The organism is uncultured Alsobacter sp. (assembly GCF_945952055.1).
GTDB lineage: Bacteria > Pseudomonadota > Alphaproteobacteria > Rhizobiales > Beijerinckiaceae > Alsobacter.
On record NZ_CAMFHB010000035.1, the window covers coordinates 13,929 to 32,880 of the forward strand.

The following is an 18,952-nucleotide window of genomic DNA, read 5'->3' on the forward strand; positions in this document are numbered from 1 at the left end:
CAGCACATGGCCCATGGTGTGTGCCCCATAAGCGGGACAGCAAGCCGCGTCAATCGGGGCGTGCATTCATCATCGATCAAGCTGATGCTTGACGGTATCGCCCGCAAGCTCGTCGATCCTGCCCTGGACGCCCTCGCGGACCGCCTGGCGCGGACCGGCATCGGCGCCAACAGCATCACCCTGGCGGCCTTCCTGGCCGGCATCGGTTGCGCGGCCGCGATCGGCGCGCGGTGGGACCTCGCCGCCCTGCTGCTGCTGGCGGCATCGCGGCTTTGTGACGGGCTGGATGGCGCACTGGCCCGCCGCACCGCCACCACGGACCGGGGCGGCTATGCCGACATCGTCGGCGACTTCGTCTTCTACGGGGCGGTGCCCTTCGCCTTCGCCTGGCGTGCGCCGGAGGTCAACGCCCTGCCGGCCGCGTTCCTGCTGCTCACCTTCTACGTCAACGGCGCGAGCTTCCTGGCCTATGCGGCGATCGCGGCCAAGCGGGGGCTCACCACGGCACCGCGAGGACCCAAGGCCATCCATTACACGGCCGGGCTGGCGGAGGGCACCGAGACGATCCTGGCCTTCGCCGCCATGATCCTCTGGCCATCGGCCTTCCCGCTCGTCGCCTGGGTGTTCGGCCTGGCCTGCGTCGTCACCGCCCTGTCGCGAGTGGCGCTCGCCTGGCGCGACTTCGCCGATCCGCCGCGCTGACCGTGGCGGGCGTCAGCCCTTCAGCCCGCTCGTCGCGATTCCGTCGATGAGCCGCTTCTGGAAGAAGAGGAAGATCACGAACAGCGGGATGAGGGAGACGAAGGACATGGCCAGCAGCGGCCCCCAGGATCCCTGCCCCGTCGTCGACATCATCAGCCGCAGCCCCTGCGGCACCGTGTAGAGGCTGATCTCGGTCAGGTAGACCAGCGGCGAGAGGAAATCCTCGTAGGTCCAGATGAACGTGAAGATGGCCGTCGCCACCAGGGCCGGTCGCATCAGCGGAAAGATGATCTTGGCGTAGATCAGGGCCATGGACGCGCCGTCGACCAGGGCCGCCTCGTCCAGCTCGCGCGGGATCCCGCGGATGAACTGGATCATCAGGAAGATGAAGAAGGCATCGACGGCGAGGAACTTCGGCACCACGAGCGGCAGGAACGTGTTGAGCCAGCCGAGGTTGAAGAAGAGCATGTACTGGGGAATGAGCGTGGCGTGGTGGGGCAGCATGATGGTGCCCATCATCAGCGCGAACCACAGCTTCTTCAGCGGAAAGTCGAGCCGCGCGAAGGCGAAGGCCACCACCGAGCAGGCGAAGGTGTTGCCGATCACCGCCAGCACCGAGATGACGAGCGAGTTCGTCATGAATCGGCCGAAGCTCACCGCCGTGCCCTGCCAGCCGGTGACGTAGTTGTCGAACTGGATCCTGGACGGCAGCAGGCCGTTGCCGGAGAAGATCTCGGCCGGCGACTTGAATGAACTCGAGAACAGCCAGATCAGCGGGTAGATCATCAGGAGCGCGCCGGCGATCAGGATCAGGTGCGGCGCCAGCGAGCGCAGCACGATGCGCCCCGTCTCGGCCAGGGTCGCCGGCAGGTTGACGCGGTCGTCGTCACTGGTCGCCATAGTGGACCCAATAGCGCGAGGTGATGAAGGTGACGGCCGTCGCCGTGCCGATGATCCCCACGAGGACCCACGCCATCGCCGACGCATAGCCCATGCGGAAATGCGAGAAGCCCTCCTCGTAGAGGTAGAGCGTGTAGAACAGGGTGGAGTCGTCCGGCCCGCCCGTCCCGTTGCTGATCACGAACGATGGCGTGAAGGCCTGGAACGCCCCGATCATCTGCATCACGAGATTGAACAGGATGATCGGCGTCAGCAGCGGCAGCGTGACCCGCCAGAATTGCTGCCACGCCCCCGCGCCGTCGATGGAGGCCGCGTCGTACAGTTCGCGCGGGATCTGCTTCAGCCCGGCGAGGAAGATCATGGCCGGCGAGCCGAACTGCCACACGGCCAGCATCACGATGGTCGACAGCGCATAGTCGGGATTGGAGATCCAGCTCGGCCCGTCGACGCCAAACCACAGCAGGACGTCGTTCACCACCCCGTCATAGGCGAAGATCTTGCGCCACATCACGGCGACCGCGACGCTGCCGCCGAGCAGCGACGGCAGGTAGTAGATGGCGCGGTAGACGCCGATGCCGGCCAGGGCGCGGTTGAGCAGCATCGCCACCAGCAGCGCGAAGGTGAGCTTCAGCGGCACTGAGGTGAACACGTAGGTGAGCGTGACGCCCAGCGCGGTCCTATAGCGCGGGTCCTCGAACAGCAGGCGGTGGTAGTTCGAGAAGCCGACGAAGACCGGCTTGCTGAAGAGGTTGAAGTCGGTGAGCGAGAAATACATCGAGGCCACGATCGGCCCCGCCGTGAGGCAGACGAAGCCGACGAGCCAGGGCGACAGGAACAGGTAGCCGACCAGTCGCGAGCGACCGGCGGTCGGCGCCTCGGCTCCGCCGGCCCGCCCGAACAGCGCGGACAGCGCCGCGCCGATGCCGCGGCGGGCGCGCGGCGGCGCCCGTCCAGCCTTCGTCCCGGCGTCCTGGGCGACCGACACCGCCACCGCCCCGTCAGCTCTTCAGCCGCTTTTCGGCTTCCTCGATGAACTGCGCCGAGGCGTCCTGCGCCTTCAGCCGGCCGAAGGCCACCGCCTCGTTCATGCGCCGCAGCATGTTCGACATGCCGACGACGCCCGGCGAGCGCGGCGCGGCCTGTTCCTTCTGCAGCACCTCGACATAGGCGATGATCTTGCGGTCCACGTCCGTGCCCTGCGCACCGACGAGCTCGCGGGTGGCGCGGGAGCAGGGAATCATGCCGCTGCCCATGTAGCGCAGCCTGCTGCCCTCGGGGTCCTTCTGGGTGAAGCGGACGATGTCGACCATGCGGTCGGCATGGGGGGACTTGGCCGTGAGCCCCGTCGAGTTGCCGGCATAGACGAAATGGGTCTGCTTCATCGGCCCGCCGTCGAAACCGTTCGGCAGCATCTGCAGGAAGAGGTCGGAGTTGGAGACCAGCGCCTGCATGCCGGCGAACTTGTCGGTCAGGGCGGCCGTCATGCCCGCCCGGCCGAGCGACACCAGGAAGGTCGTGATGTCGCTGCCGTTCACGCTCGCCTGGATGTCGGCCGGCGGGCAGCCGCCCGACTTTCTCAGCCGATCCCAATAGGCGAACCATTCCGCCATGTCGTCACGGGTGAAGCCGATCTGGCGGTCGGGCGTGAACAGGGTCTTGCCGCGGCCCCGCATGAAGAGTTCGCAGGGGATGTAGTTCGAGCCCGAGTCCTCCAGGCCCCAATAGCGCGGCCCGTTGGCCTTGGTGATGTCGGTGGCGGCCTTGGCCAGCTGCTCCCACGTCCACATCTGGTTGGACATGGTGATCCCCGCCTTCTTGAAGGCGTCGGAGCGGCAGACCAGCGCGGGGCCGATCGCGTCGTTGGGGAAGGCGAAGAGCTGGCCGTTCACGGTCGCGGCCTTCACGGCACCCTGGGCGTAGTCCGTGAGGTCCATCGGCTGCGGCACGTAGGCGGTGAGCGGCCGCAGCACGCCGCGACGGCTGTACTCGTCCGTGATGTCGACGTTGCAGCTGAACATGTCGGGCGCGTTCCCGCCCGAGGTCTCGGTGGCGAGCTTGTCGATGAAGGAGCCGAAATTCGTCATCTCGGCGACGATCTCGACCTCGGGATGCTTGGCCATGTAGGCGTTCAGGGACGCCAGGAGCGTCTTCAGCTCACCGTCGGACTGCACGAAGCCCGCATAGCGGATCCGCTGCTTGCCCTGGGCGCGCAGCACCGCCGGCATCGCCAGGCTCAGCGCCCCTCCCAGTCCACCCGCCAGCACACCACGGCGGCTGATCATGCCCATCGCTGCTTCCTCCAGTGGATTTGTGTGGTCTTCGACCTTATCTAGTGCAACGTTACACCAGCCCGAAAACCTGTCAATCGGCGTTCGATCTGGGCCAAGCTCTCGCCTGGAAAGAATTCCCGCTTGACGCGGCGTCGATTGGGCGCGTAGACGGTTTATCGTTACACACGAGCACTCGGGGACCGGTGTGGGCGTCGGAATCGGCAGTGTCGCGAAGATGGCGGGCGTCTCGGTGACGACCGTGTCGAACCTGCTGAACGGCCGGGCCGAGCGCATGAGCCCCGAGACGCGCCAGCGGGTCATGCAGGCCATCGAGGCGCTGGGCTACTCTCCCAACACCAGCGCGCGCCAGCTCAAGACCGGCAAGAGCGAGACCCTCGGCCTCATCGTTCCGTCCGTCGCCAACCCCTTCTGGGGCCTGGCCGCCCATGAGATCGAGAAGGCCGCCATGGCGCGCGGCTACAACGTGGTCTTCTGCAACGCCGACCGCGATCCGGAGCTCGAGCGCCGCTACGCCGAGAAGCTCATGTCCTATGGCGTCCGCGGGCTGATCCTGGGCTCGTCCCCGCTGTCCTTCTCCCACTTCAGCAGCCTGGTGGAACGCGGCCTCGTGATCGCGGCCTTCGACCGGTCCGCCGCCGACGCGGACATCTCGCTCGGCTGCAGCGTGAGCGTCGACAACCGCCTCGGCGCGCGGCTCGCCGTGCAGCATCTCATCGGCCTGGGGCACCGCCGCATCGGCGCCATCTCCGGCCCGGTGCGCACCGCCAGCCGCATCGCGCGCATCGAGGGCTATCGCGAGGCCCTGCAGGCCGCCGGCCTGCCGGTCGGCGCGGACCTCATCTGGGAGGGCGCCGGGATCAGCGGCTTCGGCGACCGCGAGGGTGCCGATCTCGGCCGCGCCGGCATGCGCGAGCTGCTGACCCGCGCCGAGCCGCCGACGGCTGTCTTCGTCATCAACGATCTTTATGCGCTGGGAGCCTATGCGGGCGCCCGCGACATGGGGCGCTCGGTGCCGGCGGACCTGTCGATCGTGGGCTTCGACGACATCCTCCTGTCGGAGATCGCGCAGCCCCCGCTCACCACCATCCGGCAGCCGATCGCGCCGATGGCCGCGAGCCTCGTCGACGCGCTGCTCGCCAGGATCCAGGGCGGTGTCGAGGGGGATCCCATCCACCTCACCGCCCTGCCGGAACTCGTCGTCCGCGGCTCGGCCGCGCCGATCAACCAGCCAGGCTGAGCCGCGCGAACGGCTCGGCGACAAGGGAGAACCGCCCGTGCAGATCGTCATGTTCACGAAGCTGTTCAAGGGACTGACCCTCGACGAGGTCGCCACGCATCTGAACCAGGTCGGCTTCCCCGGCGTGGACCTCCTGATCCGCGACGGCCACCAGGTCACGCCCGCACAGCCCGAAGGCATCGCGCCCGCCGTGGCGCTCCTGATGCGTGCCGGCCTCGCCGTGCCGATGGCCACCACCGACGTCGTCGAGGCGACCCCGCAGGCCGAGCGCGTCTTCGCGGCGTGCCGTGAAGCCGGCATCGGTACGATCCGGCTCGGCTACTACAAGTATGCTGGCCAGGGCTATCGGGAGATCTTCGACGACGCGCGCCGCAAGCTCGACGGCCTCGACGCGCTGGCGGGCCGCACCGGCGTCCAGCTCGCCATCCAGCTCCACGGCGACACCATCCACGCCTCCGGGGCGCAAACCCTGCGCCTGCTCGAAGACCACGATCCCGCGCGCATCTCGGCCTACCCCGACCCAGGCAACCAGGTCGTGCAGGATGGCCGGGACGACTGGCGCTTCACCTTCGACGTCCTGAAGCCCTGGCTGTCCTGCGTCGGCGTGAAGAACGGCGGCTGGTATCCGGGCACCATCAATCCCATGGGCCAGCGGCAATGGCATTCGGACTGGACCGGCATCCCGGACGGCATGGTGCCGTGGGACGCCGTCATCCGCCATCTGCGCGAGACGGGCTTTGGCGGCTATCTCACCCTGCACAGCCACTACGAGATGCCGCTCGGCCAGGCGCTGGACCAGACCCTTCTCGACCTGCGCTACGTGAAGCGCCAGCTGGAGAGCTGAACCATGCCGCGTCCCCTCGCCGGACAGACCGTCGTCGTCCTGGGCGCCAGCAGCGGCATGGGCCGCGCCACCGCGTTGGCCGCGGCCGCCGCCGGCGCCACCGTTGCCGTCATGGCGCGCCGTCGCGACGCTCTCGACGCCCTGGCCGCGGACATCCAGGCCGAGGGCGGGGCGCGCCCACTCGTCCTCACCGTCGACGCCACGCGCACGGACGCGGTCGAGCGCGCCCTCGCCGAGGTCGCCGGCACGACCGGCAGGATCGACGCCGTGGTCAACTCGGTGGGCACCAACATCCCGCGGCGCAGCCTGGGCGAACTCACGGCCGAGAGCTGGTCCGGCATGCTGGCCGACAATCTCACGGCGGCCTTCGCCATCACCCGTGCCGCAGTCCCCGTGATGCGCGCGGCAGGCGGGGGTCTGCTGGTCCACATCTCCTCGGTGGCGGCGCGCAAGGCGGACAAGTCCGGCATCGCCTACCAGGCCACCAAGGCCGGCGTCGTCGCACTCGCCCACGGCACGACGGAGGAGGAGCGCGAGAACGGCATCCGGGTGACCGCGATCATGCCCGGGATGACCGACACGCCCCTGCTCGAACGCCGCCCGACGCCGCCCACGCCGGAGATGCTGCGCATCGCGCTCAAACCCGAGGACGTGGCCGCCGCCTGTCTCTACGTCCTGTGCCAGCCCGCCCGCGTGCACATCCCCGAGATCATCCTGCAGCCCGCACGCACCTGACGTCGCCTGGACGACGTAGGTCCGAGGAGGACGCCATGCCCGAGAAGAACCGGCCGACCGTCGCCGTGCTGCTGACGCCGGAGTTTCGCGCCAAGATGCTCAGCGACGCCGCGCTGGAGCGCCTGGGCGGGCTCGCCGAGCTTCGCATGACGCAGGCCTCCGCCCTCACCCGGGCGGACCTGCCCGCGCTGGTGGCGGACGCGGACATCGCGCTGACGGGCTGGGGCACGCCGCCGCTCTCGGCCGAACTGCTGGCCGCCCACCCGCGCCTGCGCCTCGTCGCCCATTCGGCCGGTTCGATCCGCCGGCTGGTGCCGCTCGATGCCATCGAGAACGGCCGGATCCGGGTCACCCATTCGGCTCACGCCATCGCCGCCGCCGTGTCGGAGTTCGTGGTGGCCGAGATCCTGATGCATCTGCGCGAGCCGCACCGGCACGATGCAGGGATGAAGCAGGGAGAGGACTGGTTCGTCCTGCGCCAGCGCCATCTGGGCCGCCTGCTCGGCGCGCTGCAGGTCGGCCTCGTCGGCGCGGGCTATGTCGGCCGCGCGGTCATTCGCCTGCTGCGCGGGTTCGGCTGCCGGATCGTCGTCGCCGACCCGCTGCTGTCTCCTGAGGGAGCCGCCGCCCTGGGCGTGACGGTCGTCCCCCTGGACGAGCTCCTGCGCACCAGCGACGTCGTCTCGCTCCACGCACCGGTCATCCCGGAGACGGAGAACATGATCGGCGCGCGGGAGTTCGCGCTGCTGAAGGATGGCGCGCTCTTCATCAACACGGCGCGCTCGCTCATCGTCGACCAGGCCGCGCAGCTCGATGCGCTGCGCCGCGGCCGGATCAGCGCGATGCTGGACGTGTTCGCGACGGAGCCGCTGCCGGCTGACGACCCTTTGCGCACGCTGCCCAACGTCGTCATCGCACCCCATGCGGCGGGCCACACGCGCGACACGTACCATCTCCAGGGCTCGGCCTGCGTCGACGAGATCGAGCGCTTCATGCGGGACGAAGGCCTGCAGTGCGAGGTGACCGCGCCGATGCTGCGAACCATGGCCTGACCCGGCGATGATCATCCTCCTCACCCACGTGCCCGAGGCCCGCATCCAATACTACGGAGAGCGCGCGCTGGCCGGCCTGCGGGCCCTGGCGCCCGTGATGCTGCACGAGGGGCCGCAGCCCCTCGACCCGGACGGCCTCGCCGCCGCCGCCGCCGCCGCGTCGGTGATCGTGGCGGACAGGGCGACGGCGGTCCCCGCCACCGTGTTCGAGCGACTGCCGCAGCTCCAGGCCGTCGTGCGGGTGGCCGTCGACATCCGCAACATCGACGTCGCCGCGGCCGGCAGGGCCGGTGTCCTGGTGACACGCGCGCGACCCGGCTTCATGGCCGCCGTGTCGGAGCTCGCCCTGGGCCTCATGGTCGACCTGTCGCGCGGCGTCTCCGCCGCCACCGCGGCCTATCGCGCCGACCGGGCGCCCGAGGTGCGCATGGGCCGCCAGCTCTCGGGCGCCACGGCGGGGCTGATCGGCTACGGCAGCATCGCGCGTCACCTCGCCCCGATCCTGCTCGCGATCGGCATGCGCGTGGTCGTGGCGGATCCCTACGCATCCGTCGACGACCCTCGCCTGACCGCCATGCCCCTCGATCAGCTCCTGGGCGAAGCGGACTACGTGATCTGCCTCGCCGTCGCCACCGCCGAGACGGAGAACCTCATCGATGCCGCGGCGCTCGGCCGGATGAGGCCGCATGCGGTCTTCGTCAACCTGTCGCGGGGCAATCTCGTCGACGAGGCCGCGCTCGAAGGCGCCCTCGCGGCGGGCCGCATCGCCGGCGCGGCCATGGACGTCGGCCGGGCCCCCGACCAGATGCCGTCGCCGCATCTGGCGCGGCTGCCCGGCGTGATCGCCACGCCCCACATCGGCGGGCTCACGCCGCAGGCCGTCGAGGCCCAGTCGCTGGAAACGGTCGAGCAGGTGCGGGCAATCCTCTCCGGCGCCGTGCCGACGGGTGGGGTCAACGGCGAGACGTGGTCCCGCAGGCCGCGACCGGGACCACCGGCATGAGCAGCCCCGCCTCGGATCGCAGGCCCGTCCTCCAGGCGCCGGCAGACGCCTGCGACTGCCACATCCATGTCTACGGTGCGCAGTGGCCGACGATCCCCGCGGCGCTGACGCCGGGGCCGGACTGGGCGACCGCGGCGGCCTATGTCCGCCTGCGCGCGCGTCTCGGCATCACCCGCAGCGTCGTGGTGCAGCCCACCGCCTACGGGACCGACAACCGATGCACGCTCGGCGCCATCGCCGAATTGGGCCTAGCTCACACGCGCGGCGTCGCCGTGATCGACGACCGGGTCGGCGACGCGGATCTGAGGGCCCTCACCGACGCGGGCATTCGCGGTGCCCGGTTCCAGATGCTGCCGGGCGGTATCCTGGGGTGGGACAGCCTCGCGCCGGTCGCCCGCCGCATCGCGCCCTTCGGGTGGCACATCCAGTTGCAGATGGACGGGCGGCTCCTGGCCGAACGCGAGGCGCTTCTTCGCGACCTTCCCTGCCCGCTGGTCATCGACCACGTGGGCAAGTTCCTCGAGCCGGTGCCGGTCGGCCATCCCGGTTTCCAGGCGTTGCTGCGCCTCCTCGACGGCGGCCGGACCTGGCTCAAGCTCAGCGCCCCCTACGAGGTCTCGCGCGCCGGCGCGCCGGACTATGCCGACGTCGCGGCGCTGGCGAAGGCGGCGGTCGCGGCTGCACCCGACCGCCTCGTGTGGGCCAGCAACTGGCCGCACGTCTCCGTCAGCAATCGCCCCGACGACACGGACCTGCTCGATCTCCTGCTCGCCTGGGCGCCGGATCCCGCCGTGCGGAACCGCATCCTCGTCGACAATCCGGCACGGCTCTACGGGTTCTGAGCTCCGCTCTCACAGCGCCCGGGCGGCGCGGTCGAGATCGTCGGCGAGATCGTCCGGATGTTCGAGGCCGATCGACAGGCGCAGCATGCCGTCGGAGATCCCGAGTTCGGCGCGGGCCTCGGGCGTCAGCCGCTGGTGGGTGGTCGTCGCCGGGTGGGTGATGAGGCTCTTGGCGTCGCCGAGATTGTTCGAGATCTTCACGAGCTGGAGCGCGTTGGCGAAGCGGAACGCGCCGGCCTTGCCGCCCTCGATCTCGAAGGCCACCAGCGTGCCCCCGCCCTTCATCTGCTTGCGGGCGATGGCGACCTGCGGATGATCCTCGCGGAATGGGTACAGGACCCGCTTCACGCCCGGCAGCCGGGCGATGTGGTCGGCGAGCGCCTCGGCGCTGCGCCCCTGCCGCTCGACCCGGACGGGCAGGGTCTCGAGACCTTTCAGCAGCACCCACGCGTTGAAGGGCGAGATCGACGGCCCCGTCTGGCGCAGCAGGTTGTGCACCTTGTCGGTGATGAAGGCCTCGGAGGCCAGGATGACGCCACCCAGGCAGCGCCCCTGGCCGTCGATGTGCTTGGTTGCCGAGTAGACGACGCAGTCGGCACCGAGCGCCAGGGGCGACTGCAGCAGCGGCGTGGCGAAGACGTTGTCCACGACGAGGGTCGCGCCGGCCTCGTGGGCGATCGCGGCGACGGCCGCGATGTCGATGACGTCCAGCGTCGGGTTGGTTGGGCTCTCGAGGAAGAACGACTTGGTGTTGGGCCGCACGGCTGCCCGCCACTGCGCCAGGTCCGTCCCGTCGACCAGGGTCGAGGCGACGCCGAAGCGGGGCAGCAGGTCCTCCACGATGTAGCGGCAGCTCCCGAAGAGAGCCTTGGCCGCCACCACGTGGTCGCCGGACTTCACCTGGCCCAGCATCGCGGCCGTGACGGCGGCCATGCCGCTCGCGGTGGCGCGCGCGGCCGGCGCGCCTTCGAGCAGGCACATGCGCTGCTCGAACATCGCCACGGTGGGATTGGAGAAGCGCGAGTAGATGAAGCCCGGATCGGTGCCGTTGAAGCGCGCCTCGGCGGCTTCCATGGTGTCGTAGACGAAGCCCTGCGTCAGGAACAGGGCCTCGGACGTCTCCCCGAACGGGGACCTCGCCGTGCCGCCGTGCACCAGGAGCGTGTCGGGCCGGAGCCCGGTGGTATCGAGTTGCTGAGCCATCGTGGACCCCCGAACGAAAAAACCCGGCCAAACGGCCGGGTGTCTGGACGATCGAAACTGTCCACAACCCCGGCCTTTTAGCAGTTTGATGACACGTGGCTGCAAGCCGGCCGGCACAAAGGACCACGTTGGCTGTGATCTACGCCCCGCTGGCGTTGGCGTCAACCGCGCCGTTCGGCTAGGAGTGAAGGTCAATTTCTGTCGAACGGATCCTCTCGTGGCCCCCATGCCCGGCATTCTTCCCTCCCAGGCCATCGAGGCCCTCGCCGCCAAGGGGCACGTGCGCATCGAGCGGCCGTTCGCGGATGGCCAGGTGCAGCCCGCGAGCCTGGACCTGCGGCTCGGCCGAAGGTGCTTTCGCGTGCGGGCGAGCTTCCTGCCGGGGCGCGACGTCCCCGTGGCCGACCGCATCGCGGGGCTGTCGCTCTTCGAGATCGATCTCACCCACGGGGCCGTCCTGGAGACGGGCGCGGTCTATATCGCCGAGCTCCTCGAGGGCCTGGACCTGCCGGAGGACCTGGCGGCGGCGGCCAATCCGAAAAGCTCGACGGGGCGTCTCGACGTCTTCACGCGCGTCATCACCGACCGCTCGCGCGAGTTCGACCAGATCGCGCCGGGCTATCGCGGCCCGCTCTACCTGGAGATCTCCCCGCGGACGTTCCCGGTGCTGGTGCGCACGGGTTCGCGCCTGTCGCAGCTGCGTTTCCGGACCGGGGCCGTGCGCCTGGACGACGCGGAACTCGCCGCCCTGCACGCCCGCTCGCGACTGGTCACCTCGGCCGAGCCGAACATCCAGAGCGGCATCGCGGTCAGCGTCGACCTTTCGCCCTTCGATGCCAGCGGGCTCGTCGGCTACCGGGCCAAGCGCTACACGGGGGTCGTCGACGTCGATCGCGTGGGGGCCTTCGACGTGCTCGACTTCTGGGATCCGCTGCACGTGCGCGGGTCGCGCGAGCTGATCCTGGATCCGGGGCAGTTCTACATCCTGGCCTCCAAGGAAGCGGTGCACGTACCGCCGGACCATGCGGCAGAGATGACGCCCTTCGACCCGCTGGTCGGCGAGTTTCGCGTCCACTACGCCGGCTTCTTCGATCCCGGCTTCGGCCACGTGGACGCCGGAGGCGCCGGCAGCCGGGCCGTGCTGGAGGTCCGCTCCCGCGACGTGCCGTTCATCCTGGAGGACGGACAGACCGTGGGCCGGCTCGTCTATGAGCGCATGTCCGAGGAGCCCGCCCTGCTCTACGGCCGCGACCTCGGCTCCAATTACCAGGCGCAGGGCCTGAAGCTGTCCAAGCATTTCAAGGCGGCCTGAGCCGTCCTTGTGGGTTGCATGATCCGCGTCCTGCACGGGGTGGTAGCGGTGATCCGGACGCGCCGCGGCAAACCGGCCGCATCGCCCCCGTTGCCCGCCGCGACGCGCTCCGCTATGGTCGCCGCTGACTCGGACGGCCCCCGGTGCGCGGGCGTAGTTCAGTGGTAGAACGACAGCTTCCCAAGCTGTATGTCGAGGGTTCGATTCCCTTCGCCCGCTCCAAGTCCTTATCCGGCGCCGCGCCAGAGCATCGATCGCCTCGATCCGCGAAGACACCCGAACCGGCTGTCTGACCCGCGGCGTGCCACTTGCCCGCCCGCACATCACCAACCCGAAGTGCCACATCGAGGGCAGGCGCCACCGTGGCCAGCCCGCGACAGGAGAAATGCCCATGGACGCGAAGTCCCAAGAAGCAACCTCCGCAGCGACCGCAGGCCAGTGCCCCGTCTCGGGCGGCGGTGCCAAGGCCCGCCGCAACCGCGACTGGTGGCCCGAGGCCCTCGACATCGAGGTTCTGCACCGGAACTCCGGCAAGTCCGATCCGATGGGCCGGGACTTCGACTACGCGGCCGCGTTCAAGACGCTCGACCTCGACGCCGTCATCCGCGACCTCACCGCGCTGATGACGGATTCGCAGGACTGGTGGCCGGCCGACTGGGGCCACTACGGCGGCCTGATGATCCGCATGGCCTGGCACAGCGCCGGCACCTACCGCATCACCGACGGCCGCGGCGGCGCCGGCGCCGGTCAGCAGCGCTTCGCGCCCCTGAACTCCTGGCCGGACAACGCCAACCTCGACAAGGCCCGCCGGCTGCTCTGGCCGATCAAGCAGAAGTACGGCGCCAGGATTTCCTGGGCCGACCTGATGATTCTGGCCGGCAACGTCGCCCTGGAATCCATGGGCTTCAAGACCTTCGGCTTCGCCGGCGGCCGCGCCGACGTGTGGGAGCCGGAAGAGCTCTACTGGGGCCCCGAGGGCACGTGGCTGGGCGACGAGCGCTACAGCGGCGAACGCCAGCTGGCCGAGCCGCTCGGCGCGGTCCAGATGGGCCTCATCTACGTGAACCCGGAAGGCCCGAACGGCAATCCGGACCCGGTGGCGGCGGCCCGCGACATTCGCGAGACGTTCTTCCGCATGGCCATGAACGACGAGGAGACGGTCGCGCTGATCGCCGGCGGCCACACGCTGGGCAAGACGCACGGCGCGGGCGATCCTTCGCTCGTCGGGCCCGATCCGGAGATGGGTGCGCTGGAGGACCAGGGCCTGGGCTGGAAGAGCGGCCACGGCAAGGGCCATGGCGGCGACGCCATCACCGGCGGCCCGGAGGTGATCTGGTCGCAGACGCCGACCCGCTGGAGCAATGCCTTCTTCGAAAACCTGTTCGGGTTCGAGTGGGAACTCACCACCAGCCCGGCCGGAGCCAAGCAGTGGCAGGCCAAGGGTGCGGAGCCCTCGATCCCGGATCCCTTCGATCCGGCGAAGAAGCGCCTGCCGACCATGCTAACGACGGACCTGGCGCTGCGCTTCGACCCCGCCTACGAGAAGATCTCCCGGCGCTTCCTCGAGCACCCCGACCAGTTCGCCGATGCGTTCGCGCGCGCCTGGTTCAAGCTCACCCATCGCGACATGGGCCCGGTGGCGCGCTATCTCGGGCCGCTCGTGCCCAAGGAAACGCTGATCTGGCAGGACCCGGTGCCGGCTGCCGACCATCCGCTCGTCGATGCGGCGGACGCCGCGTCCCTGAAGGAGCAGATCCTGGCATCCGGCCTCACGGTGCCGCAGCTGGTGTCGACGGCCTGGGCCTCGGCATCGACGTTCCGGGCGTCGGACAAGCGCGGCGGGGCCAATGGGGCCCGCATCCGCCTCGCGCCGCAGAAGGACTGGGACGTCAACGCGCCGGGCGAGCTGCAGACCGTGCTCAAAAAGCTTGGCGCCATCCGCGACCGGTTCAATGCGCAGGCGTCCGGGGGCAAGGCCGTCTCGCTCGCCGACCTGATCGTGCTCGCCGGCAATGCGGGCGTGGAGAAGGCGGCGCGGGACGCGGGCACGCCGGTCGAGGTGCCCTTCGCGCCGGGCCGGACGGACGCCTCGCAGGACCAGACCGACGTCCAGTCCTTCGCCCCCCTGGAGCCCCGGTCGGACGGCTTCCGCAACTACGTGAACCCGGGCAAGACCCAGTTCATGAAGGGCGAGGAAGCGTTCGTGGACCGGGCACAGCTGCTGGGTCTCACCGGTCCCGAGACGACGGTGCTGCTCGGCGGCCTGCGGGTGCTCGGCGCCAATGCCCATGGCTCGCAGCACGGGGTGTTCACCAGGACGCCCGGACGGCTCACCACCGACTTCTTCGTCAATCTGCTGGACATGAACACCCAGTGGGGCCCGGTGGCCGGCCAGGAGGGCGTGTACGAGGGCCGCGACCGCGGCACCGACGCGGTGAAGTGGACGGGGACGCGCGTCGACCTGGTGTTCGGGTCGCACTCGCAACTGCGCGCCTATGCGGAGGTCTATGCCTGCGCGGACGCCCAGGAAAAGTTCGTCAGGGACTTCGCCTCCGCGTGGACCAAGGTTATGAACGCCGATCGTTTCGACCTCGCGCGGCACTGACCGCGCCGGTCCAACAGGAGGCGGGCCATGGAGCGGGATGTGGCGTTGAGGTGCATCTCCTCCATGGCGACGAAGACGCTGCTCGGCGAGCTGGCGCGGCTGCTCGGCGAACGGGCGGGCGGCGCCATCGACGTCGAGTCGATCGGCGGCGTCGACGCGGCCCGGCGGGTCCGGGCCGGCGAGGCGCTGGACCTCGTGGTGCTGTCGCACACGGTGATGGGGGCGCTGGAAAACGAAGGCCACGTCGCTCGCGGCAGCCTCGTCCCGCTGGCGCGCTCGTCCACGGCCTTCGCGGTCGCCGCGGGCGCCGCGCGGCCCGACCTGTCGTCGCGCGACGCGCTGCAGCGCGCGCTCCTGGAGGCGCCTGCGATCGCCTATTCGACGGGGCCGAGCGGGGACCATCTCATCGGCCTGATCGAGCGCTGGGGGCTGCGGGCCTCCCTCGAGGGCAAGCTCGTCAAGGCGCCCCCGGGCGTGCCCGTCGGCGGCCTCGTGGCGGACGGGCGGGCATCCCTCGGCTTCCAGCAGTACAGCGAACTCTTCGAAGTGCCGGGGATCGACGTCGTCACGGCCGTCGCGCCGGAGGCCACTGCGACGACGGTGTTCACGGGCGCCGTCGCATCGACCTCCGCCGAGCCGGATCTTGCCGCGCAGGTCCTGCGGGACATGGGGGCGGATGCGCTCGCCCCGGTCTACGCGCGGTGCGGCATGTCACTGGTTCGGGCAGACAGCCCGGGCCGCTGACGAAACCTTCGCGGCGGGCGACGTCAGGACCTGCGGGTCCAGGCCGGCCAGAGCGGGCGGGCCGCATAGTCGGGGGCCTCGTCGGCAGCGACCGCGGCGCCGGCGAAGGCGGGCACCAGCAGGTCGCGCGCGATCAACGACGTCGCCACGCCGAGCATGACCAGGCCCATCAGCAGGATCCCCGCGACAGCGAAACTGAAGCGCGGGGAAGAAGCCCCCGCGCCGGGTCCATGGGGCGCAACCCGGCGCGAGGGGTACCGCGCGCCCGAAGCGGGCGCGCGGATCAGGAGGTCCATCGACGCTCCGGCGAGTAGCGGCCCGCCGGTTTCCAGGCCCTCCTGAATGCTGCCGTCGGGCATGCGGCCAACCAGCCGGGACGCCCCGGTCAGGGCAGGATGCTCACTGCCTGATCCGGACTGCGGCAAGGCTGCATGCTTCAAGCGGCGCATCGTCAAGTCTCCGTGTTCAAGAACGAGGTCAGCGGGGGGCGGGGCCGAAGCCCCGCATCTCGGGTCCACCGCCGTGAGGGCCGTGACCCGGGGGAGGCGGAGGCGGGGGAGGCGGCAGGAAGGCGAGGCCCGGACCCGGGCGACCGAGTTCCTGGGCCAACACCTGACGCTGGTTCTGCGTCAGCTGGTCGGAGAGGCGGCGCACGGCCTCCCGCATGCCGCCCGCGGCCGATGCCGCCGCCAGGAGCGGCGACTGCCTGCGATCCAGCACCTGCACCGGATCGGTGCCGAGGGCCGGCTCGCCCGGGCGCGGCCCGCTGCGGCAGATGGCGTCGAGCGGGGCGACGGCGGTCTTGATCTCCTGGGCGAAGGTCGACCAGGCGCGCGCCTGGTCCCCCTGGATCTCGAGCTTGGTCTCGAGGAAGGCCAGGCGGCCGGCGAGCATCGCGGGACCATCTTCGCAGCGCGGCGGCGGGCCGGGGGGCAAACCCTGCGCGCTGGCGGGCGCGGCGGAGAGAAGCCCCTGGCCGGCGATCTGGAGGACTGCGGTCGCGAAGGCGGCGCGCAACAGTCTGTTCATGGTGAGCACTCCTGTGGACACGACCGGGCGGACCGGCCATGTGCAGCGGTTTACAGGAGGGCGGGCCGCGGAGAGTGACGGCGGCTTTGCCGTTTGTAACGCTCCGTTACAAGGTGGCGCTTGAGCATCCGGCGACGATGGGGCACTGCCAGCCCGACCACAGCGCCACACGGACCCGCCATGTCGCAGCCCCCGCTTCCCCATGTTCTGGTCGTCGACGACGATCGCCAGATCCGCTCGTCGCTGGCCCGCTTCCTGGGCGACAATGGCCTGCGCGTCACCCAGGCGGGGGGGGGGCCGCGAGATGGAGAGCGCGCTGCAGGCCGGTCGCTTCGACGTCATCGTCCTGGACGTGATGATGCCCGGCACCGACGGGCTGACGCTGTGCCGTCGCCTGCGTGAGAAATCGGCCACGCCGGTCATCATGCTCACCGCCGCGGCCACCGAGACCGATCGCGTCGTCGGCCTGGAGATCGGCGCGGACGACTACGTGACGAAGCCGTTCAGCCCGCGCGAACTGCTCGCCCGCATCCGGGTCCAGTTGCGCCGCGCGCAGGCCGCTCCCGGCGCGGGGCGGCAGGTGCCCAACTCGTGCTACCGCTTCGAAGGCTGGACGCTGGACCCCGCCCGCCGCACGCTGGTGTCGCCGGCCGGAGCCCTGGTGGAAGTCACCAGCGGCGAGTTCGACCTGTTGCTCGCCTTCGTCACGCATCCGCGCATGATCCTGACGCGCGACCAGTTGCTGGATCTCGCCCATGGTCGGGCCGCCAACGTCTTCGACCGCTCCATCGACGTCCAGGTGAGCCGGCTGCGGCGCAAGATCGAGGTCAACCCGTCCGACCCCCTGCTCATCCGCACGGTGCGCGCCGGGGGCTACATGTTCACGCCGCAGGTGGACACGGTCGACCAGGACGACGGCCCGTGAAGCCCGGTGCGGCCTTCGGCTGGATCCGGCATCGCTGGCGCACGCGGCGCCTCGCCACGCGGATCGGCCTGGCGATCCTGCTGGCGCTGGCGGCCATGCAGCTCCTGGCAGGCCTCGTCTTCATCCTGACGCCGCCGCCCCGCTTCGTGCTGCTGAGCGCACGCTGGGTCGCATCCTCCGTGCAGGAGGCCTATCGCGTCGCGGCCGCGGGCGGCACGGCCGAGGACCTGCGTCGCCTGCCCTCGGCCTCGCATCTCGACTTTTCGATCGCCCCCTCCCTGCCCCCCGCGCCCCCCGGCAACCCGCCGGGCGACGGGTTCTGGCCGCAGCAGCGGCTCGGGCCGATCGTGTCCCAGGCCCTCGGCGGAGCGATCCCGGTGCGCATGCTCGGCGCCGGGCCGATGCCGGGGGGCGGGCCGAGCCACGTCGCCACGGTCCCGCCGGACGCCGGCGCGTCCCTGCCGAGAGGACCGCTGCGCGAGGACGAGCCGGATCTCTTCACGCCCGAGGGGTTCACCCTCGCGGTGCAGCTTCCCGATGGGCGGGCGCTGGTCGTCGACTCCCGCCCCAACGGGGGGCCGCGACCCCGGCAGGGCATCCCGCTCTACCTGACGCTCGCCGGCGCGGCGATGCTGATCGCGCTGATGGCGATCCTGACCGCCAGGTCGCTGCTCGCGCCCTTGGGCAAGCTCGCCGCCCTGGCCGATCGCCTCGGCCGCGAGCGCAATCCCGTGCAGATGGACGACCTCGCCATCCCGGAGTTCCGCAGCATCGCGACCGCGTTCTCGACCATGCACGCGCGCCTGACGCGCTTCGTCGACGAGCGGACCCAGATGCTCGCGGCCATCTCGCACGACCTGCGCACGCCGCTCACCCGGCTCACGCTTGCGGCGGAATACGTGACGGACCCGCGCCAGCGCCAGGAGCTGCAGGCCAGCCTGAACGACATGAAGGTCATGCTCGAGGAGACCCTCGCCTTCGCCTCGCAGGATGCCAAGCGCGAGGAGCACAGGCTCGTCGACCTCGCCGCCCTTCTGGCCAGCCTGTGCGACGAAGCCGAGGACAACGGCACGCCCTTCACCTACGAGGGGCCCCTGCACGCCATCATCTCGGCCCGGCCGGTGGCGCTGCGCCGGGCGTTCTCCAACCTCGTGCGCAACGCGGCGCTCTATGCGGGCGGCGGGCGCATCACCCTCGTGGTCGAGGGGGCCGACGCGATCGTGACCATCGCCGACGACGGCCCCGGCATCCCCGAGGAGGACCTGGAGCGCGTGTTCCAGCCGTTCACGCGGGGTGAAACGTCGCGCAACCGGGACACCGGCGGCACCGGCCTCGGGCTCACCATCAGCCGGGACCTGATCCTCGGCCATGGCGGTACGATCGACCTGGAGCGCGGTGGCGAGGGCCGGCTCGGAAAGGGCCTGGTCGTCAGGGTGCGCCTGCCGGACGAGCCGCTCGATCCATGAAACATTGTAACGGCGTGTTTCGTCGCCGGCGTTTGTAACTCCACGTTACGGTTCGACTCGCA

The 18,952-nt window shown here is 70.4% G+C and carries 18 protein-coding genes, 1 tRNA gene and 1 riboswitch; of the genes, 13 read left to right on the forward strand and 6 right to left on the reverse strand.

Annotated elements, in window-relative coordinates:
* Positions 1-84 precede the first annotated feature (84 nt).
* Positions 85-702, forward strand: coding sequence for a CDP-alcohol phosphatidyltransferase family protein (locus tag Q0Q47_RS21795; RefSeq protein ID WP_293864770.1), 618 nt, complete (start codon positions 85-87; stop codon positions 700-702).
* 12 nt (positions 703-714) lie between these two features.
* On the opposite strand, the gene Q0Q47_RS21800 is transcribed toward Q0Q47_RS21795, so the two are convergent.
* The 3 genes from Q0Q47_RS21800 to Q0Q47_RS21810 form a co-directional block, all read right to left on the reverse strand.
* Positions 715-1,602: a carbohydrate ABC transporter permease gene (locus Q0Q47_RS21800; RefSeq protein WP_293864773.1), complete on the reverse strand. Its 888-nt coding sequence runs from the start codon at positions 1,600-1,602 to the stop codon at positions 715-717.
* Positions 1,589-2,503 (reverse strand): carbohydrate ABC transporter permease, encoded by a 915-nt coding sequence (locus Q0Q47_RS21805; RefSeq protein ID WP_293864920.1) that lies wholly within the window; start codon positions 2,501-2,503, stop codon positions 1,589-1,591. Before Q0Q47_RS21805 ends, Q0Q47_RS21800 begins: the two co-directional genes overlap by 14 nt.
* A 97-nt stretch (positions 2,504-2,600) precedes the next feature.
* The gene (locus tag Q0Q47_RS21810; RefSeq protein ID WP_293864776.1) at positions 2,601-3,890 is read right to left on the reverse strand and encodes an ABC transporter substrate-binding protein; all 1,290 of its coding nucleotides are present in this window, start codon (positions 3,888-3,890) and stop codon (positions 2,601-2,603) included.
* A 187-nt stretch (positions 3,891-4,077) separates the two neighbouring features.
* On the opposite strand from Q0Q47_RS21810, the gene Q0Q47_RS21815 reads away from it, so the two are divergent.
* Genes Q0Q47_RS21815 through Q0Q47_RS21840 form a run of 6 tightly spaced genes read left to right on the forward strand, consistent with a single transcriptional unit; the run spans position 4,078 to position 9,606 of the window.
* Entirely contained in the window at positions 4,078-5,130 is a 1,053-nt protein-coding gene (locus Q0Q47_RS21815; RefSeq protein WP_293864780.1) for a LacI family DNA-binding transcriptional regulator, read from the forward strand.
* Between the two features lie 37 nt (positions 5,131-5,167).
* Complete coding sequence (locus tag Q0Q47_RS21820; RefSeq protein WP_293864783.1) at positions 5,168-5,974, forward strand: sugar phosphate isomerase/epimerase; 807 nt, start codon at positions 5,168-5,170, stop codon at positions 5,972-5,974.
* A 3-nt stretch (positions 5,975-5,977) separates the two neighbouring features.
* Positions 5,978-6,709: an SDR family oxidoreductase gene (locus tag Q0Q47_RS21825; protein WP_293864786.1), complete on the forward strand. Its 732-nt coding sequence runs from the start codon at positions 5,978-5,980 to the stop codon at positions 6,707-6,709.
* A 35-nt stretch (positions 6,710-6,744) separates the two neighbouring features.
* A complete protein-coding gene (locus Q0Q47_RS21830) occupies positions 6,745-7,761 on the forward strand; it encodes a hydroxyacid dehydrogenase (RefSeq protein ID WP_293864789.1) in 1,017 nt (338 codons plus the stop codon).
* Positions 7,762-7,768: 7 nt separating this feature from the next.
* A complete protein-coding gene (locus Q0Q47_RS21835) occupies positions 7,769-8,764 on the forward strand; it encodes an NAD(P)-dependent oxidoreductase (RefSeq protein ID WP_293864791.1) in 996 nt (331 codons plus the stop codon).
* Positions 8,761-9,606, forward strand: coding sequence for an amidohydrolase family protein (locus Q0Q47_RS21840; RefSeq protein WP_293864793.1), 846 nt, complete (start codon positions 8,761-8,763; stop codon positions 9,604-9,606). The genes Q0Q47_RS21835 and Q0Q47_RS21840 overlap by 4 nt, the downstream gene beginning before the upstream one ends.
* A gap of 9 nt (positions 9,607-9,615) precedes the next feature.
* On the opposite strand, the gene Q0Q47_RS21845 is transcribed toward Q0Q47_RS21840, so the two are convergent.
* On the reverse strand, positions 9,616-10,809 hold the full coding sequence (locus Q0Q47_RS21845) for an O-succinylhomoserine sulfhydrylase (protein WP_293864795.1): 1,194 nt from the start codon (positions 10,807-10,809) through the stop codon (positions 9,616-9,618).
* Between the two features lie 57 nt (positions 10,810-10,866).
* Positions 10,867-10,946, reverse strand: a riboswitch (SAM riboswitch).
* Between the two features lie 89 nt (positions 10,947-11,035).
* Between Q0Q47_RS21845 and Q0Q47_RS21850 the strand changes: the two genes are divergently transcribed.
* The 4 genes from Q0Q47_RS21850 to Q0Q47_RS21865 all read left to right on the forward strand — a co-directional run bounded on the left by Q0Q47_RS21850 (position 11,036) and on the right by Q0Q47_RS21865 (position 15,470).
* On the forward strand, positions 11,036-12,121 hold the full coding sequence (locus tag Q0Q47_RS21850) for a 2'-deoxycytidine 5'-triphosphate deaminase (protein WP_293864923.1): 1,086 nt from the start codon (positions 11,036-11,038) through the stop codon (positions 12,119-12,121).
* 147 nt (positions 12,122-12,268) lie between these two features.
* Positions 12,269-12,343, forward strand: a tRNA-Gly gene (locus Q0Q47_RS21855).
* Positions 12,344-12,512: 169 nt separating this feature from the next.
* The gene (gene katG, locus Q0Q47_RS21860; protein ID WP_293864798.1) at positions 12,513-14,726 is read left to right on the forward strand and encodes a catalase/peroxidase HPI; all 2,214 of its coding nucleotides are present in this window, start codon (positions 12,513-12,515) and stop codon (positions 14,724-14,726) included.
* A gap of 27 nt (positions 14,727-14,753) precedes the next feature.
* Positions 14,754-15,470, forward strand: a complete 717-nt coding sequence (locus Q0Q47_RS21865; RefSeq protein ID WP_367278286.1) for a substrate-binding domain-containing protein — start codon at positions 14,754-14,756, stop codon at positions 15,468-15,470.
* Positions 15,471-15,493: 23 nt separating this feature from the next.
* Here Q0Q47_RS21865 and Q0Q47_RS21870 read toward each other — a convergent pair whose 3' ends face one another.
* Together Q0Q47_RS21870 and Q0Q47_RS21875 are read right to left on the reverse strand one after the other, a co-directional pair.
* Positions 15,494-15,919 carry a hypothetical protein gene (locus tag Q0Q47_RS21870; protein ID WP_293864804.1) on the reverse strand — a complete coding sequence of 142 codons (426 nt, stop codon included), beginning with the start codon at positions 15,917-15,919 and terminating at the stop codon, positions 15,494-15,496.
* A 28-nt stretch (positions 15,920-15,947) separates the two neighbouring features.
* The gene (locus Q0Q47_RS21875; protein WP_293864807.1) at positions 15,948-16,499 is read right to left on the reverse strand and encodes a Spy/CpxP family protein refolding chaperone; all 552 of its coding nucleotides are present in this window, start codon (positions 16,497-16,499) and stop codon (positions 15,948-15,950) included.
* Positions 16,500-16,803: 304 nt separating this feature from the next.
* Between Q0Q47_RS21875 and Q0Q47_RS21880 the strand changes: the two genes are divergently transcribed.
* Together Q0Q47_RS21880 and Q0Q47_RS21885 are read left to right on the forward strand one after the other, a co-directional pair.
* Complete coding sequence (locus Q0Q47_RS21880) at positions 16,804-17,424, forward strand: response regulator (RefSeq protein WP_367278287.1); 621 nt, start codon at positions 16,804-16,806, stop codon at positions 17,422-17,424.
* Positions 17,421-18,890: a cell wall metabolism sensor histidine kinase WalK gene (locus Q0Q47_RS21885; protein ID WP_293864810.1), complete on the forward strand. Its 1,470-nt coding sequence runs from the start codon at positions 17,421-17,423 to the stop codon at positions 18,888-18,890. The genes Q0Q47_RS21880 and Q0Q47_RS21885 overlap by 4 nt, the downstream gene beginning before the upstream one ends.
* Positions 18,891-18,952 lie beyond the last annotated feature (62 nt).